Origin of the sequence: Chitinophaga sp. YR627 (genome assembly GCF_900114995.1) — a bacterium.
GTDB lineage: Bacteria > Bacteroidota > Bacteroidia > Chitinophagales > Chitinophagaceae > Chitinophaga.
In genome coordinates this window covers 859,061-877,114 of the sequence record NZ_FOUX01000001.1, presented here as the reverse complement: position 1 = coordinate 877,114, position 18,054 = coordinate 859,061, and the positions used below count along the sequence as shown (strand labels likewise).

Annotated in this window: 19 protein-coding genes; 8 read left to right on the top strand and 11 right to left on the bottom strand. The window is 43.0% G+C overall.

Features of this window, described 5'->3' with window-relative positions; all coding sequences use genetic code 11:
- Positions 1 to 748: 748 nt before the first annotated feature.
- From BMZ72_RS03120 to BMZ72_RS03105, 4 genes are all read left to right on the top strand, one after another.
- A complete protein-coding gene (locus tag BMZ72_RS03120; RefSeq protein ID WP_089805150.1) occupies positions 749 to 3,070 on the top strand; it encodes a hypothetical protein in 2,322 nt (773 codons plus the stop codon).
- Between the two features lie 2 nt (positions 3,071 to 3,072).
- Positions 3,073 to 4,170 carry a hypothetical protein gene (locus BMZ72_RS03115; RefSeq protein WP_089805148.1) on the top strand — a complete coding sequence of 366 codons (1,098 nt, stop codon included), beginning with the start codon at positions 3,073 to 3,075 and terminating at the stop codon, positions 4,168 to 4,170.
- Positions 4,171 to 4,223: 53 nt separating this feature from the next.
- Positions 4,224 to 4,928 carry a LolA3 family protein gene (locus tag BMZ72_RS03110; RefSeq protein ID WP_089805146.1) on the top strand — a complete coding sequence of 235 codons (705 nt, stop codon included), beginning with the start codon at positions 4,224 to 4,226 and terminating at the stop codon, positions 4,926 to 4,928.
- A 122-nt stretch (positions 4,929 to 5,050) separates the two neighbouring features.
- Positions 5,051 to 6,541, top strand: a complete 1,491-nt coding sequence (locus BMZ72_RS03105; protein WP_089805144.1) for a serine hydrolase domain-containing protein — start codon at positions 5,051 to 5,053, stop codon at positions 6,539 to 6,541.
- 126 nt (positions 6,542 to 6,667) lie between these two features.
- On the opposite strand, the gene BMZ72_RS03100 is transcribed toward BMZ72_RS03105, so the two are convergent.
- Positions 6,668 to 7,228: a hypothetical protein gene (locus tag BMZ72_RS03100; protein ID WP_089805142.1), complete on the bottom strand. Its 561-nt coding sequence runs from the start codon at positions 7,226 to 7,228 to the stop codon at positions 6,668 to 6,670.
- A 64-nt stretch (positions 7,229 to 7,292) separates the two neighbouring features.
- Positions 7,293 to 7,877: an SMI1/KNR4 family protein gene (locus BMZ72_RS03095; RefSeq protein ID WP_089805140.1), complete on the bottom strand. Its 585-nt coding sequence runs from the start codon at positions 7,875 to 7,877 to the stop codon at positions 7,293 to 7,295.
- 243 nt (positions 7,878 to 8,120) lie between these two features.
- On the opposite strand from BMZ72_RS03095, the gene BMZ72_RS03090 reads away from it, so the two are divergent.
- The 4 genes from BMZ72_RS03090 (at position 8,121) to BMZ72_RS03080 (ending at position 10,939) form a co-directional block, all read left to right on the top strand.
- Entirely contained in the window at positions 8,121 to 9,158 is a 1,038-nt protein-coding gene (locus tag BMZ72_RS03090; RefSeq protein WP_089805138.1) for an SDR family oxidoreductase, read from the top strand.
- A 6-nt stretch (positions 9,159 to 9,164) separates the two neighbouring features.
- Positions 9,165 to 9,479: a hypothetical protein gene (locus BMZ72_RS36250; RefSeq protein WP_143087579.1), complete on the top strand. Its 315-nt coding sequence runs from the start codon at positions 9,165 to 9,167 to the stop codon at positions 9,477 to 9,479.
- 76 nt (positions 9,480 to 9,555) lie between these two features.
- Positions 9,556 to 10,041, top strand: a complete 486-nt coding sequence (locus BMZ72_RS03085) for an SDR family NAD(P)-dependent oxidoreductase (RefSeq protein WP_143087578.1) — start codon at positions 9,556 to 9,558, stop codon at positions 10,039 to 10,041.
- Positions 10,042 to 10,129: 88 nt separating this feature from the next.
- Positions 10,130 to 10,939, top strand: a complete 810-nt coding sequence (locus BMZ72_RS03080) for a helix-turn-helix domain-containing protein (RefSeq protein WP_089805133.1) — start codon at positions 10,130 to 10,132, stop codon at positions 10,937 to 10,939.
- Here BMZ72_RS03080 and BMZ72_RS03075 read toward each other — a convergent pair whose 3' ends face one another.
- From BMZ72_RS03075 to BMZ72_RS03035, 9 genes are all read right to left on the bottom strand, one after another.
- Positions 10,940 to 11,824 (bottom strand): helix-turn-helix domain-containing protein, encoded by an 885-nt coding sequence (locus BMZ72_RS03075; protein WP_089807199.1) that lies wholly within the window; start codon positions 11,822 to 11,824, stop codon positions 10,940 to 10,942.
- A 58-nt stretch (positions 11,825 to 11,882) separates the two neighbouring features.
- On the bottom strand, positions 11,883 to 12,704 hold the full coding sequence (locus tag BMZ72_RS03070; RefSeq protein WP_089805131.1) for an SDR family NAD(P)-dependent oxidoreductase: 822 nt from the start codon (positions 12,702 to 12,704) through the stop codon (positions 11,883 to 11,885).
- Between the two features lie 103 nt (positions 12,705 to 12,807).
- A complete protein-coding gene (locus BMZ72_RS03065; protein ID WP_177222664.1) occupies positions 12,808 to 13,230 on the bottom strand; it encodes a DUF433 domain-containing protein in 423 nt (140 codons plus the stop codon).
- Between the two features lie 33 nt (positions 13,231 to 13,263).
- Entirely contained in the window at positions 13,264 to 14,031 is a 768-nt protein-coding gene (locus BMZ72_RS03060) for a DUF2310 family Zn-ribbon-containing protein (RefSeq protein WP_089805128.1), read from the bottom strand.
- Positions 14,032 to 14,071: 40 nt separating this feature from the next.
- A complete protein-coding gene (locus tag BMZ72_RS03055) occupies positions 14,072 to 14,728 on the bottom strand; it encodes a hypothetical protein (RefSeq protein ID WP_089805126.1) in 657 nt (218 codons plus the stop codon).
- Between the two features lie 145 nt (positions 14,729 to 14,873).
- On the bottom strand, positions 14,874 to 15,545 hold the full coding sequence (locus tag BMZ72_RS03050) for a type 1 glutamine amidotransferase domain-containing protein (protein ID WP_089805125.1): 672 nt from the start codon (positions 15,543 to 15,545) through the stop codon (positions 14,874 to 14,876).
- 32 nt (positions 15,546 to 15,577) lie between these two features.
- Complete coding sequence (locus tag BMZ72_RS03045) at positions 15,578 to 15,868, bottom strand: putative quinol monooxygenase (RefSeq protein ID WP_089805123.1); 291 nt, start codon at positions 15,866 to 15,868, stop codon at positions 15,578 to 15,580.
- 91 nt (positions 15,869 to 15,959) lie between these two features.
- Entirely contained in the window at positions 15,960 to 16,541 is a 582-nt protein-coding gene (locus BMZ72_RS03040; protein WP_089805121.1) for a Crp/Fnr family transcriptional regulator, read from the bottom strand.
- A gap of 127 nt (positions 16,542 to 16,668) precedes the next feature.
- A complete protein-coding gene (locus tag BMZ72_RS03035) occupies positions 16,669 to 18,054 on the bottom strand; it encodes an efflux transporter outer membrane subunit (protein ID WP_089807197.1) in 1,386 nt (461 codons plus the stop codon).

Below are 18,054 nucleotides of genomic sequence, written 5' to 3'. Positions count from 1 at the left end.
AGGGGAAAACAAGTGCTAATAGCACCGATAAAGTTTACGAGAATAAATACATAAAATAAGGATTACAACTTCTACACTTTTAATGAATTGGATGCACTACGAACATTTGTGTGATCTCTTCACAAATCACTTTTACAGATAACTAAGGCCAACAAATGTTTTACTCTAAAGATCCCGCTCTACGGTATAGGTTACTCAGCGGGCTCATTACGAAACAAACATACATCGTAAAAATTATTCTGCAAACTTTTTTAAAAAATTCAACTCTTTTTTTTGATTTAAAGCACATATCAGGAGCGCATAAAATGCAATACCAGCAATGGATCAGAAAGCATATATTTTTCTTTTCATCATTTCTCTACGATAACATTTGCTTTCTTACTTCATTCAAAAAAAATTTTACGACATATGTTGTTTTCCGAAAAAAGACTATGTTTGTGTACCATAAAAAGGGCAATATTTAGTCATTGTTGAACGATTGTTAAGTGTAGTTTATATCCCATTTTCAACTTTAGTTACCAATTATTAAGATGTATACCTTATAGGCCAGTTCACCTTTTATATGTTCGATATTGTTTGACATCCCGACCAATAATTTATCATAAGAATTTCTCTCATCTGCTGGTTCTTCTGAACAGATTATTGCTACGGATATTGTTTGATCCTATATACCGTGAAACAATTTATACCAATTTTCCTTTTTTCACTGCTTGCAGCGACAACCGTTTGTGGTCAATCCGGGTTCAAAATGGGCGTTGCAGACTATTATTCCAAATGGAAAGTGAAAAGTACCGGAAAGCAGCAGGAGCCGCAGTTAGCGGATAGTTTTTATTATTTCGGCAATGCAGACAACAGGTACCATCCTGTAGTCATTGTACCTTATGTTCCTCAAAAACAGGACACGGTTGTCGCGTATTTTGAGCATGTACGACAGCGAAGAACAGCATTGGCTCCCATTAAAAAGGAAACACTGTTAACCGTACATGGTAACGTGATCTACGATTTATTTTATCAGTCGAATGTCGATACTCCTTTTGTGCAGAAAGATGTATATCAACATACTGTTCAGACAAGTCTGGAGTTAACATACAAGGACAACTACCCTATCCGGATAAACTTCACAACACGGATGTCTAATTCTTCGCTTTTCAGGAACCTCACAGATTTTAATCTCCAATATACCAGCAGGGACTTTAAAAATTCCATGCTGCAAAAAGCCAGGAACTGGGATGCAGGGAAATATGCACAACTGGAAAAACTGCAGCAACTTAAATCACTGATAGACGCTAAACAGCTGGAACTTGACAGATATAAGAAAACAAAGGTAGCTCCTTCTTTGCTGCAGCAGCTTGTAGAGGCACGGGAAAAGGCATATTACGCCAGGATCAAGGATTCGCTTGCTGCGATTGCGGAACAACATCAAAGTCCGCAACCGGCATTTGCGCCGCCGGCCATTGGCAGAAAAGGCCGGAATGAGCTGCAAATTCCGGAACAATATACCAGCAAAGGGCAATCAGAAAAAGAAAAGGCAGATTCGGTATTACTGCGCCTCAATGAACAATACAATTCACTCAGCAAAAAAACGGATTCCGTCCAGAGAGAATTATCAGGACTACTAATCAGTTACAGAGAACAGGAGAAAATATATAATACCAGGAAGAGTGCATTAACTGATATACTGGCACGTAGTAAAGACAATAAAGAGCTGGCCGACAATCTCAAAGCAATGAATCTCCCCGACTCAGTGTTGCCGGCAGGCTATAAACACCTGTTGGCGATACGTACTGTCGGTATTGGACGGATGCTTGTGGATTACTCAGAACTCACGGCAAAGAACATCAGTATTCTTGGCGGTCAGATCGAATATAACCCTGGCTACTATTTTGCTTTTACCACAGGTAAAGTTGATTACCGTTTCCGGGATTTTATATTCAATGAAAGCAAGTCAAAGCAATATCTCAACCTGATACGCGTAGGTAAAGGAATGAGAAACGGAAATAATGTCATCCTTACTTATTATACGGGTAGGAAACAGGTATATAATTTCAATACTGTTCCTGATGAAAATACAGGTACAGCTAATCTCAGTCAGCAGATCAAGGGACTTTCTCTTGAGGGAAGATGGCAGTTGAATAGCAACAATTATGTTACCGGAGAAATTGCGAAGTCCTCCTTACCAACTTATGCTGTCATGCCATCGGAACAACACGCTGCGCTGGATGGTATCTTCAGATTAAGTGATCACTCTAACGAAGCTTATTCTCTAAAAATGGGTTCCTTTTTACCCCGGACGGGCACCAGGATCACGGGTGTGTATAAAATGATGGGCGCCAATTTTCAATCATTCAGTCTCTATACAACAGGATCAAAACAAACGGGATGGTCAGTGGGTGTTGATCAGTCATTCTTTCAGCAACAACTGACGATCAGCGGTAGTGTCAGGAAAAATGACTTTGTGACAAGCTATCAGCAGACGAACTTCAGAAGCAATACGGTTTTTAAAAGCATCCGTGCTACTATGCGTATTAGAAAACTACCGGTAATCACGGTAGGATATTTCCCCAGTTCACAGCTGACAAAAATGGACGATGGCAGCTATACAGAAAACCTGTTCTACAACCTCCTCGGTACCGCCAGTCACTCCTATCACTGTAGAGGACTACTGATGAATACGATCCTTACCTATACGCAGTTCTATAACAAACAGTCTGACAGCAGCTTTCTGTATTTCAACAGTAAGAATTTACAGTTGAACCATACCATATTTGCCAACAGATTGACTATCACCGGTGGCGGAGCGTTTGCCACAAATCCCGAGTATAACCTGTATAGCGGAGACGGTAATCTGCAATACCGGATGGCCAGTTGGCTGAATGTAGGTGCCGGCGTAAAATATAACTATCAGACGGTTTATCGTCTTTCACAAACAGGCTATTCGGGTAACGCGAGAGTGGTGATACCCAAATTGGGAGAGATTGCCGTTATGGCGGAAAAAGCCTTTGTTCCGGGCATGCAGAAACGTCTGCTGCCCAGCAACAATGGAAGATTAACATATACAAAGACTTTCTAAATATGATCAGCAACAAATTTTTATTTTCATCCCTGCTTTCGTTGGCACTTGGTGGCCATGTGGCAGCACAGGTAAATATCACAGCACAGGTTCCACCAGAGGGTGTGCTCATGAAAGCGCAACTCTGGAATGTAGCGCTTATATCGGTATCAGAAGCCCCTGTTAGTGTTACTGTCATGATGCGATTAATAGATAGCAAAACCAGTCAGCCAGTACTGACGGGCGTTACAAGAAATATCGCTTTAACAAAAGGGACCAGGCAACTGAAAGCAGCAGACGTGTCACCTATTCAATATGAATACCTGACAGCAGTTGGTGACAGAACACCAAATGGCCTTTTACCTGCCGGCACTTATCAGGCGTGCTATAGCGTATTTATACAGAACAGTCACAATGGCGACCTTATGTCTGAAGATTGCGTACCTTTTTCTGTATCCCCTGTAGGTCCTCCCCTGTTGAATACGCCGACAGATCAAAGCATTATTGAAACATATAATCCTCAGTTCAGCTGGTTGCCTCCATCTCCGGTAAGTATCTTCGGTGACCTGAACTACGAACTACTGCTGACGGAAGTCCGCTCCGGACAATCCTCAGTAGAAGCAGTGCAGCAAAACCTGCCGGTATATCATCTACCCTCAACAAAGAACCTGTTTACTAACTACCCGTCGTCTGCTATGTCGCTCGACACCGGGAAACTATATGCATGGACAGTTATCGCGAAAAATGGGAATACCTTTGCCGCACAGACAGAGGTATGGACATTCAAGCTGAAATCGGATATCGTAAAACAGGAAAAGCAGGAAAACACGTATATCCAGCTAAAAAAAGACCTGGATGGATCTGTGGCAGCTATCACCGGTACTGTACATTTCAACTATACAAATGCCGTGAATGATAATGAGGTATTCTATGAGCTTATGGCACTGGAATCTGGTAATAGCATCCTTACATCCGGCCAGTTGAAGGTGATACCAGGAGACAATATGATATCTCTCGATATCAAAAGAAAGTGGGATCTTCAGAATGGGAAAAGCTACCTGCTACGTGTAAAGAACTCCCGTAACGAATATTTCCAGGTAAAATTCATCTATAGTAAATAATAAGTAGAGACGCAATGAAAATATTGAAACGAATACTTTGCCTATGCCTGCTCATGACATACATACAGGCATTTGCACAGGAAAAGAACGACAGCATCACTTTATTTAATACGCTCAGCGAATTACAAAACTTATACAGGCAAAAGGAGATTGGATTTGATATCAACTATACCTATGCCAGTGAGCTACACCCGGACGTCACCCTGGACTCCCTCAGTGGGCACCTGGATATTGCAGGTGCTAACTACCACTACCAGATGTCCAATATGGAGATGACTGCCAATGGGCGTTACATTATTACACTGTTCAAAGAAGACAAGGTCATGTATCTTTCAAAACCTTCAGCTGATAGTATCAACCCACTGGAGCAGATGTGGCTTTCACTGAAAATGATGGGAATTGATCATTGCTCTTTCGGAAAATTTTCGAACTTCAACAGTATAACGATGGTATTTAAGCCTGGTGGTATCTATAAAGAGATGAGGATGGATCTTGATAGCAAAACCGGCTATCCAATAACAATGCGGTACGTAATCAGGACAGAGATGTTGCTGGCGCCCAACGAAGAATCAGCAGACGTAACAAAAGAATATGGAGAGTATGCAATTGTATCCTGTAATTATAGTAATTACAGGCCATTAATTGCACAGTCGGGCATGTTTGACGAAAAGTCTTTTTTCTCCCAAAAAGGGAAAGAATTCGAACCCGCGAAAGCATTTGAGGACTATCAGGTGTTTATAGGTTCACCGAATTTATAATGCTCCGGGTAGATAATACTATATTTCAGGAAAAGGACCACATCTGGTCCTTTTTTAGTTGTTACCCGTTGGAATGAAACTAAATCTTCCCTGAGTCGTCTTCCTATAAATCGGGAACTAAAATGACTCAAACCAAAAGTATATTCGCAGGCCTTTTTATAGTATGTCTGGCACTATTTTCAAAACAACTATACCCCCAGAAAACACCTGACAGCATTGACCTTTTCATTCAAAAAAAGATGACCGAACACAACATCCCCGGCGTTCAATTAGCGGTTATCAGAAATGGAAAACTTGAAAAACTGGGTAACTATGGTTTTGCCAACCTGGAGTATAAAGTCCCTACAACGGCCAGGAATATCTTCTCCATCAATTCAATGACCAAAGCGTTCGTTGGGATAGCGATCATGCAATTGCAGGAAGAGGGGAAACTAAATATAGACACCCCTTTCTTCAAATATCTCACAGATGTACCGAATGAGTGGAGAAGCATTAGTATCAAACAATTACTCAGCAATATATCAGGCTTACCCAACAATATTGACCAGACCGAACGGGTTTTAGGAGATGGGAGCGAAAATAGCAACTGGCAACTGGTAAAAAATCTCCCCATGGAATTCTCTCCCGGAGAACGGTTCAGCTACAATCAAACAGGGTATCTGATCCTGGGGAGAATAATTACCCAGCTGACTGGCAAACATTTTACTGATTTTATCAGGGAAAGACAATTTGCACTATCCAATATGACGTCCACTTACTTTGGAGATTGCAATGATATTATCGCCAACAATGCCGGAAGTTATTCTACAATAGTAAATATTGAAGGAAAATGGATAAACGATGGCATCTTACATAACAGCTTTGCTGCGTTTCCGCTATTCTTCAGAGCATCAACGGGCATATATACTACAGCCGAAGATCTCGCTAAATGGTTAATTGCATTGCAGACGGGAAAGCTGTTAAAATCCCAGCAAAGCATTGATCAGATGTTCGAAACAGCAAAGCTTAACAATGGCCAGATCGGGGGATTCAATAAGCTGACGAATGGTTATGCATTAGGCTGGCCTACTGTGGTAAGAGACGAACATCCTGCTGTAGCACCTGTCGGAGGTATGCGCTCGGCATTATTCCTATATCCCAAAGATAGTCTGTCTGTTATCGTGTTAACGAACCTTCAGGGCGCTAATCCTGAATGGTTCATAGACGAGATTGCGGGGTTTTATATACCAGATATGAAGGCCGAAAACGGCTTTGGATTAAGTCCTAATCTAAAATTATTAAGACAGGAATTGATAAAGAGAAATTTCAGGGATATCAAAACGGTATTCAAAACGCTCAAAAACAAGAATAGTAGCTTTCAGCTGGAAGAAGCGGAGGTAAATGGCTGGGGCTATCAGCTGATCGGAGAAAACAAGAAGAATGAAGCCCTGCAGGTTTTTGAGCTGAATACCTGTCTTTTTCGAGACAGCTGGAATGTCTATGACAGTTACGGAGAGACGTTAGCATCGCTAGGGTTCAGGAAAGAGGCGATCGTTAATTATAAAAAGTCGTTGAAACTGAACCCGGAGAATACAGGGGCTATTAAGTTCCTGGAAGCGGCAGGTGATAAATAACCAGATCTTCAAGCAGGGCATTTTCCGAAATTAGAAGGGCTAGCCATTCGGTTAGCCATTCATCTTACTTCTTATCGTTAAAACTACTTTTTAGCCGCTGCATTCGTCCAATATCTAATTGGATATCTAATTGGAAATACGTTTATACCATAGTCCCCTTAGCAATTCCCAATTATCACCATATGCGCGGAAACTATTCCCTTTGGATTCAGGCATCTTCATCAAATTAAAATAATGTTGTCCTGTTGATGCTAATATTCTGCCAGAATCAATTCCTATAAATGCGATACGCCAGCTCTTTAAAGTCAATGCGGCCTTTATCGCCCCAGCTGTATCGATTGCGCAAGACGTGTCACGTTGGATAATACACCTAAAGTCCCTTAAACGATCCGAGTTCTTATAAAAAACCACCCTATAACTGTTGCTACAGGCTGATAATTGTCCCTCATTCTCATGTACGAGGAGAATGGAGTCTCCTTCATCAAAAGACCGTAAAGACGCACTATATTTTGAATAAATACCCGGTAACTGATCTCCGTGTTTTTCAATAAAATCGTTGATTGCTTTATTTTCTTTTTCAATGCGGCTTGTGTCATTACATTGCGTAAAAATTATCGAAATGAAAATTCCCATTGCCCGCAACAATAATGTGCTTATCAGGCACCAGCCAGATTTATTCCTTATCATGTCGTTATATTTACCTTCCTAAACTTGAAGGTATTGAAAATAGTGTATCAATTATACCGCTACCTTAGAACTGCTTCCAATATGAGGACGCGGGATTATTTCGCTTATTGATCTCAATCATCAGATCAAAATCAATATCAAGACCTTCCTTACCATATCGAAACGCACCATTCTCAAAACAAGCTATAATAGTAGACAACATTGCCGTGATTGAATCACAATATGTCATCATCGGATCCAATGACAGTGCACTTTTTGAAAATAAAAATAGCATTCCATAAGTTGGTTCATCAATCCTAAGATCATACAGCAGATAGTCTCCTGAATAATTACCTACAAGAGGGAATAAATATTCGGGCCATAATCCATAGGATTTAAATGAATCAGATAGAGAAACCGCAAAGGATAGTGGCAGAAAAACACCCTGGGAACTAAAATCATAGCGTAACGTATAGTCAGACACATTATACGGGATTCCGTTCTTCCAGGCGAAAAATTCTTCCAATTGAGGATCGAAGGCATTACAAGTACTTAAAAAAGATTGTATCATCGATGGTTCTAACGGAACTTGTAATTTCTGATATAGAAACTCAGCGTTTTCACACAATATCTTTTCCAATTTGTTGGCTAAAAACCAAAAGTCATTCATATAATTATTCTCGCAGCTTGATATTATAACTTAAAACCGCTATACTTATTCCGTTCGATGTAACTCATATCGTTCTGTGTAAGCGATAATACAGTTAGAAACACACCTTTCCGGCACAACAAATATAATTCTAAATAATATATCATCACCAGCCACACGAACAACACAACAAACAAAAATTGAACACCACAGCAAAATAGCCAGTCCCAAAATCCGGGACCTTTGTAAGGTTAATAAGTCAATATGGAACAGCACAAAGAAACAGTACTCGTCACCGGCGGCAGTGGCTTCTTAGGTAGCTATTGCATCCTGCAGTTACTCCGGGAAGGCTACCAGGTAAAAACGACCATCCGTTCGATCAATAAACAACCGGAAGGCATCCGGCACCTACAAACCGGGGGTGCCACGCATCTGGAACGGCTACAATTTATAGAAGCGGATCTGACAGATGACCGCAACTGGCATGAAGCAGTAAAAGGATGTACCTACGTTTTACACGTAGCCTCTCCTTTCCCCGGCAATACGCCTAAAGATGAAAACGAACTGATTATTCCGGCCAGAGAAGGCACAATAAAGGTATTGCAAGCTGCCCGGCAAGCAGGCGTAAAACGGGTCGTGATGACATCTTCTTTCGCCGCTGTCGGATATAGTAGTAATCCTAAAGAACATCTCTTCACAGAAACCGACTGGACGGATCCCAACACATCGCTGCCAGCCTATATTAAGTCAAAAGCGATCGCGGAAATCGCGGCATGGGACTTTATACGCACCGCTGGCGAAGAACTACAGCTGACAGTGATTAATCCTGTCGGGATTTTCGGGCCGGTTCTGGGAGAAAACTTCTCCAGTTCAATTAAGATCATAGAACGTATTATGAGCAGCAAAATGCCCGCAATTCCGAATATTTATACAAATATTACAGACGTCAGGGACGTTGCCGATCTACATCTGCGTGCCATGATCGCTCCGCAGGCTGCCGGACAACGTTTTCTGGCACTAAGCGGAGGGAGTATGAGTTTTACAGAGATCGCGCAGACCATCAGAAACAATATACCAGCGATCGCCGATCGTATCTCCACCAAGACAGCACCTGACTGGCTGCTAAAACTAATGTCGCTATTCAAAAAGGAACTGAAACAGGTAGTACCGCTGTTAGGCGTCGTAAAAGAAGTCAGCAATGAAAAAGCAATACGGTTATTAGGCTGGCAGCCCCGTTCCAATCAGGAATGCATCCTGGCAACCGCACAAAGTTTACTGGATCAGGGCATCGTTAAAGTATAATGTAGTATGAACAGAAAAACATTCATTTTATCATTCCTGTTCCTTATAAGTAGCATCACTTTCTTTATGAGTTGCAATCCGGTATTTAAAGCAGTAGAAAGACAGGATCCGGATAAAAGAAAAACGGAAAATAATAATCCCGTCAGTATCATGGTCTCTGAAGATCTCGCCTACGGACAAACCTGGCTAACGCAACGCGGTATTGATACCTTAACGCTTATCGCAACTGATGGAAGCCGCCTGCAGGGATACTATCTCCCCGCATCCTCGCCGTCCGGTAAACTGGCAGTGCTTAAAGGCGCATGGAGCACGTATCATTAATCTTTCATCACGGGGACACAGACTGGGAAACGTAAATTTCGACGACATCAATTTCCTGCATACACCTTATGACGGTATGCGCGCCTATGCCCAGACAAAAACGGCCCTGTCTCTTTTAAGTGTGAAGGAAGATGAACTCTTAAAGGCTGATAATATCCGTGCCTTTGCTGTACATCCCGGTCCGATCCCTACCACGGATCTCTTTGCTGGCTCTATGGTCGGCTACGCACCAGGATGGAAAGTATGGCTGAACAAACTGATGGCCAGGGGCCTGAGAACATTCTATGCTACCGAACTCCTAAATTTCCTGCGTCATCCTAAAAATACCGGCGACATTTATAAAACCGTTCAACAGGGTGGAGCCACCACTGCATGGGCCACAGTAAGCCCACAGTTGACCGGGAAAGGCGGACTATACCTCGAAGATTGCAATATCGCTCCGCTAGTACCAGATGGGAGCAACCCTCCCTTTGGCGTGCGCCCCTGGGCATTGGATAAAGAAGCAGCTGACCGTATCTGGCACATCTGCGAACAGATGACCGGCGTCCAATATCATCCCTGATATACGATATCTTTGGACATCAGACATAAAAGCTGGTCCAGCGATCATCTGACACCAGGACTATCATACATTTAAGCAACCTGCACACATGGAACCAAAAGCAGATCACCCCGGTATATTGATCTCCTGTTACTATAAATCTTCCGTAAAAGGTGAAAATATCATCCTCAAACATGCATTTGCTTACCAGTTATCTGGCCGGCTGATCGTCCAGGATGGTCAGGAAACAATGGTCTTTGAACCAGGTGATTTCCGCTTCAATGTCCGCAATAAACTCGCTAAGTTCTGCAAACAACCTGAAGGTGATATCCCTTTTCGTTCGCTGTCGCTGCAGCTTGACGAAGAAGTGCTGAGAGAGTTTGCCGCAGAACATCATCTGTCATCTGTGAGCAAACCGCAGACAACTCCTTCTTTTCAGTTAGCCAGACATCCCCTGCTACAAACATTCATGGATTCATTACAACAATCCCTCAAATATTTCGCTACTGACAATCGTGAACTGGTAAAACTTAAACTAAAAGAAGCGCTGGTCGTACTCTTACAGGTACAACCAGCGCTAAAAGATATATTGTTTGATTTTGATCCACCAGGAAAGATCAATCTTCAGGTATTTATGGAGCAAAACTTCCGTTATAACTTAAGTATTGCCCGTCTGGCGTATCTGACAGGGAGAAGCATCTCTGGCTTCAAAAGAGATTTCTTCCTCTCATATGGAGTTACACCGGCTAAATGGTTACAACAGAAACGACTGGAAGAAGCGCATTATCTGTTAACAGAAAAACAGATGCGTACAACTGATGTTTATCTGGAGGTAGGGTTTGAGAACCTCTCCCATTTCTCTTATGCCTTCAAAAAGCATTATGGCTTTACACCTGTACAGGCGATGAATGGGCGCTAATTAACGTTGTTTCCGGTAAGCTACCGGCGTAAGCCCCGTCTCCTTCCGGAATAACCTTGAAAAATAAGGTGGATTTTCAAATCCCAATGCATAAGCAATCTCTGACACCGTTAAATCCGCACCTACCAGCATATTCTTCGCCTCCGCAATCAGGTAAGCATGAATATGGTCTAATGCCGACCGACCAGTCTCTTGCCTCAGCAGATCACTTAAATAATGCGGGGACATTTTTAATTGCGCGGCAATAGCGCCAACCGTCGGTAACCCATTCTCCTGCAATGCACCATTTTCAAAATACTGCTGCAACGCTGTGTTAAATTTAGAGATGATCTTTCCGGATAATTCACTCCGGTTGAGGAACTGTCTTTTATAGAAACGTTGGGAATATTTGAGAATAGATTCGATATGCCCTATGATGATCTCTTTGCTGTATTCATCCTGGTTGTTATAATACTCTGTTTCGATCTTCCGGTACAGCTCCCACATGATCTCTTCTTCGCGAGGCGATATATGTAATGCTTCATTAGTCTCGTAATCAAAGAAGCTATATTTCTTAATCAGCTGGTGTAAACGCTGACCGCTGAGATAATCCTGATGGATCATAATGCTGAACCCATCACCTTCCAGTTTGATGTTCTTTAGTTCGACCACCTGACCAGGTTTGATGTAAGTCATAGAGCCTCCATTATGGTCGAACTTCGTCCGCCCATAATAAAAGCTGCCGGAAACAACTTTTTTTAACCCTATGATAAAGAAATCGGTGGTGAATTCATCGTCGGTTAATCCGCACGTTTCCACACAACCAATTAAACTTAACAGCGGCTGCTCCGGCATGGGCATCCCACTGGCTTTGTGCATCTCGCTTAAGGACCTAAAATGTTTCATCCTGTATAAAGGTACAGCATTCCCGTATGGGAACACTGTACCTCATTTTATGTGTTAATTAATGACCGTGCGCGGCGGTTGATACCTCTTTCCAGGACTCCCATACCGCCAGTCTGTCTGCATATACATACTGTACCTGTGGTAAGGCCACTTTTCCAAGCAATAAACGCAGTGGTGGATTTTCGCTATCTACCAGTTGCAGCATCGCCGGAGCAGTTGCTGCCGGATAACCGATCATTTCAGGGGTAAAGTAATTATACAAAGCCGTTTTCATATCACTGTACAGCTCCAGGGGTTGTGTTCTGATGGCAGAAGCACCGCTCCAGTCTGTTCCGAAGGCATTCGGCTCAACAATGCTCACATTAATACCAAATGCTTTCACTTCTGCCGCCACGCTTTCACTCAAACCTTCCATTGCCCATTTAGAGGCATTATAAACAGACAGGATGGGTGTTGCAGCAATACCGAGTACGCTGGATATCTGGATGATATGGCCAGCGCCCTGCTCTCGCATAACAGGAATAACAGCCTGTGTCATCCATAATAAACCGAATACATTGGTTTCGAACTGAGCCCTGGCTTCCAGTTCGGTTGTTTCCTCCAGGGCACCAAACAGGCCATAACCTGCATTATTGATCAATACATCAATGCGGCCAAAATGTGCTTTCACCTGCTGTATAGCGGCAAAACAATGTTCGCGGTTGTCTACGTTCAGTTCTAAAGGTAGTATTGCGTCGCCATAGGTGTTAACCAGTTCTTTCAGACTATCAATGTTACGTGCGGTACCAATTACCTTGTCTCCACGTTTCAAAAAGGCTTCTGCCCAGATTTTTCCTAATCCTTTCGAAGCACCTGTAATAAAGATCACTTTTGATTTCATATATCAGAGTTGTGACACAAAATTACCGGGCGGCAGGTGCCGAAAAAGATACAAATGGTCGAATTCCGGATACATTTTTGGGAGGAGGTATCATTTCGGCTGACTATTGAGCTGCCAGCCGCTTATCCACCTCTCTGGCCAGCATCCATCCGGATCGCCCGCATTCTAACGCCTCCAGTTCGTCTACTGACTTTAAATATGCAGCCCCGTCAGCACGTGCGCCAAATATGCCGCCAGTACCCTGAAGATTGCTCTTAACTAATGTCCATCCTTCATGAATACTACTTAAAATACAACCATCACAATATTTATCTGAAGGAAGCTGTATATTTTTACATGCTGTATTCATACAATAAGAAACTGCTGACTTCAGCTGATCTATAGAAACATCAAATTCTTCCAGAAAACTTTCAATAGTTCTTTCCCGCCAACTTGTATGGCTGATTATGTTATAAACAAATAATCTCCCTCCTTTGAGCACGGGCTGACCAAAACCCCTATCCTTATTCCGTTCAATGTAATTCATATCTATGCACATTAAATATTGTTGTTTTTAACCTCACTCATCTGAAGCATCATCATAAAGCGCCTTCTGTGATATAATATTACATTTATCACAGCGCAGATCAAACTTATCAAACATTTTCTCCGATAACACCCAGTCACTATGACAGGAAGGACATTTTTCATCATATCGGGTATTATCATAACTAAAAAGATGATAATAACATTTTTTACCGGTCAGTGCCTCTATCCTCCTACATACATTCGATCCCTGCACAGATAAAGGGCTATCTATTAAAGCAAGATAGTCGCTGAACCGCTCTTCCTCTATTTCACTTCGACGCCAGATATCATAAATGGAATCGTAATTCCCCTCCCAAAAATTGATATCATTATGACAGTAGCCATCATGATAGGTATAAGGAAACATATATAGTGGTATCTGCTCAAAACTATCAAAGGACCGTAAAGGAGATGCTCCTCCCCATTGAAGAATAAATGCACTGGATGCAGCGAAGCCATACGCAGGCTCCTCATCATTTGTCAGCACCTCAAAAGAGAACATCAGTCCATAATTCTCCTTTATCCTAATCAGCCTGTCATTCACATACTTATTATTATATTGAGGCAATAATGAATCAGCAGAAAAGGCATGTACATATGACACTACAGCATCCTGCTGAAACAGATAGATATCATTGGCTGAAACAATCTGCCCATTTCGCCTGAATGTTTGTACGAGACTGGAAGCATCGTCTATAAAAGAATCCTTATCATCTTCGGATACTGCTGCTCCTTTGAATGATAATAAACAAGTAACCATAAGATCTACATTATTATATTATTCTTAGATATCACCATATCTATACATCTGAAAGATCAAACCAGTTATCCCGGATCATTACCTCCTGAAGACGTCTGATCGTTACCCCCTTTAGCAGCCACTTATTTTTTTGAGACATACCCTTACCAGTTACCGGAAACGCCATCCGTAATTCTTCATCTGAAACCTGATAATTAAAGTACCACTGCATCTCTTTCATCAGTTCCCTTGCCTCCCGTCGTCCAATGCCCAGATCATCAAACAATACCGTATCTGGTGTAATATTATGCTGCGGAAACTTCTCCTGAAAGAACAGTATCAGCATCTCTACGGAGGGGAGTGCATGAATATACTCATCACTCATTTTCAAAATTTCCTGAAGGAGATCCACCGCTTTTTGCATGGTTGCTTTCAAAGCTTTCAGATCAGGTGGTACATAATATTTGATATATTTCCGGCACTCATTTTTTTTGCCACCAGTTATTTCTACCATGAACTGATTCCGGGGATCACTTAGGTTCCATTTATCTCCATACCATCCCACACCAAGCCAGAAATCAAATTCGCGCAGCGGATAATGTAAGGCTCCCTGGTCACAGTCCAGGAATAATGCCTGGGAAGATAAGGGTACATCTTCTTCAAGAAGAAAAGCGGTGTATATTTTAGCGTCAAAAACTTCTATTCCAAAGTATTCCATAATATAAGGTCAGGGTATCAAAATGGAAATTTTCCCATTCCGGATATTCCATATAAGGGATTATGTCTAAAAGTAATAAAAAAGGGGACGCCGTACCACTAAAAATGATACGGCGTCCCTCTTTCCGGACAAAATTCAGATACCACTAAGCGCCCATCAACGCAATCATCTTCTGTGCAACACCCTTCGCAGAAGCAGGATTCTGTCCTGTCACCAATCTGCCATCTGCAATACTGTTCGAAGACCATGGCGCCGCTGCATGGAACTTAGCGCCCTGATTAGTTAAAGCTGTTTCCAGTTCAAAAGGCACATCATTTTTCGCGTAATTATCTTCTTCTTCATTCGTAAAAGAAGTGATATTCTTTCCGGCAATCAGATAACTGCCATCGCTCAGTTTCACATTCAGCAGAGATACCGGACCATGACACACGGCGCCCACAATTCTACCGCTATCATAGAAATCCGCGATCACTTTCTTTAGTAATGGATCTTCCGGCATATCTACCATCGGCGCTAAACCACCAGGCACAAACACCGCATCATAACCACTGGTATCTACATCCGCCAGTTTACGGTTGTGTTGCATTTTCGCCAGTCCGCCATCTTTGATAAACCGGGCATTGGAACTTTCCTCACTGGCCGTAAGATTATCAACGGCAGGAACGCCACCCGTGATGCTGGCAAAATCTATCTGGTAATGCGCATCGTCAAATTCTACATAGGGATGTGCTACTTCATCCAGGAATACACCTGTTTGTCTATTATTAGGGCCAATAAAACTGGCATTGGATACGATGAATAATATTTTCTTTGACATACAATCAGATTTTAAGGTTAATGAATACTGGTTTACACTATTTTTTTAACAATGATGACTTCGCGTACTTCAAGCTGCGGAACAACCTTACCCACGACGATCTCCTGATAGTGAGCGGAATTCCTGTGCGCCTCTGCGGCTTCCGCATCCACGTAACGCTCATGTAATATCAGTTCGTTAGGATCGCTTTCCGACTGGTAAATGTGATAGGCCGTATTGCCCGGTTCATTCTTTGACTTTTCAGCCAGTTCCGGCAATAACGCCAGAATTTCACTGGTGGCGGCTGCCTTTATTTTCCATTTAACAATGATCTCTTTTTCCATGGGTAAGTGTTTTTGTTGTTAGTAAATGAAGTCCTTACGAATGCAAAGATGCATCCGACACGTCTCAAAAAAATTGATGTATGGTAAGTTCTTATTTACCCCTGGCTAATTCCTTTCTTATTCGGCTGAGGCTCTCCGTAGTAATGCCTAAGTAAGAGGCAAGATGATAATTCTTGATATGCTTCTCGATATTGGGGTAGGTCTTCAAAAAATTGGCGTATTTGTCTTTCGCAGGTAATGCCAGATCAGACAGGATCCTTCGCTGAAAACTGGCAAAGAAGCGCTCCATCTTAATGCGGTAAAAACTTTCGATCTGCGGTACTTCTTTGTACAATTGCTCCATACTGGCTTTGGAGATCTGATGCACCACAGCATCGTACACACAATCAATATGTAAAATAGAATGGCCTTCAGCAAAGAAGGCTGTGTAGTCGCTGATCCACCAGTCCTGGATCGCAAACTGTAGGGTAAACTCCTTGCCCGTATCAGAAATATAGTAGGCACGCAGACACCCTTCTGCCACATAGTACTGATAAGGCACCAGCTGACCTGCACTTAATACAGCATCGCCTTTTTTCAGATTCAGCGTTTTAAACTTGTCTTCCACCAAAGCCGTTTCGGCTGGCGTAAAACTGAATCCTTTAAAGACATCCTCTATACTAAAGTGCTTCATGAAAAGTATTTTAAAAAAAGCGCATAGGCTGATTCCCTGCAAAAGTAGGAAAAAAGAGCACAGGTATAAGAATATACCCGTGATTGCTTAAACCTACAACTGTTACACTTTTAAATCGTTTATCCGCTTACTGCCAGCCACCACCCAGCGCATGATAGAGGCTGATTACCGCCATCCATTGCTCCAGCTGATCATTGGCCTGCTCCAGTTGAGCCGATAAAAGACTCTGTTCTGAGGTCAGTACGTCAATGTAGTTCGTGTTGCTGCTATATTTTAAAAGGGTCTGCGTAAAATCGACCGACTTTTCCAGTGCCTCGATCTGTTTACTACGAAACGCCTTGCGTTCTTCTACGGATGAATAGGTAAACAAGGCATCAGACACCTCCTGCCCCGCTGTCAGCAAAGACTGCTGAAAATTGTAACGGGCAGTTTGCTGTTCCGCCTCAGCCATCTTCAGCCTGGATTTATTCAGACCACGATTGTAGATCGGCTGGAATACACCCGCCGCGACATTGCCGAACAATCCGGTATTCTTCGTAAACCAGTCCCCGAAACTAAAACTGCTGAAACCTCCGGCCGCTGTCAGCGTCAATGAGGGATAGAATGCCGTCCGCGCGATATTGGTCGATTCAAAGGCCACTCTGAAGGCCAGTTCCGCCTGACGCACATCCGGCCGGTTCGCCAGCAGCTGTGCCGGCACCCCGCTATTGACCATCACAGGAACCGGCTGATCTTCCAGACGTCCCCGTTTTATATCACCGGCGGACTTACCCAGTAAAGTACTCAAAGCATTCTCCGTCTGCCAGATCTGCTTTTTCAATACCGGAATAGCCACCCGCGCGGCATACTCATTTGCCTGACTCTGTACCACCGCAGCGCCATTTACGACATTCGACCGCTGTAACTCCGTCATCGCTTCCACATCTGCACTGCGTATGTCCGCCGCCTTCTCCAGGATCAGCAGCTGATGGTCCAGTACCAGCAACGTATAATAATGCCCGGCAATATCAGCGATCAGGCGGGTCAGTACAGCATCTCTCGCCGCCTCTCCGGCAAGCAGGGAAGCATAAGCGGCTCTTTTAGCACTACGTAGCCTGCCCCAGATATCGGCCTCCCAGGAAGCATTCAGATTCATATCGTACTGCGGCGTTGTGGTGACAAATCCGAATCCCTGCGGATAGGCCAGGCGGGATTGCTTATAACCGGCATTAAATCCGGCCTGGGGTAAAAAAGCGGCCTTACTTTGCTGCCAGGCGGCATTGGCAGCCTCAATACGTGTGATGGCCATCTTCAGATCCAGATTCTGTTGCAAGCCTTCAGCAATCAACACCTGAAGATCGCCATCCTGGAAATAAGTACGCCAGGGCAAAGGGGCGATGTTCATCGTATCGGACAACGACTGTCCCCTATATTGCGACACTGTATCTGTAGCCGGCCGCTGGTATGTTTTAGTCACCTTACAGGCCGCCACCACCGTAACACAGGGCAGCAGCAATAAATATCTTCTTTTCAT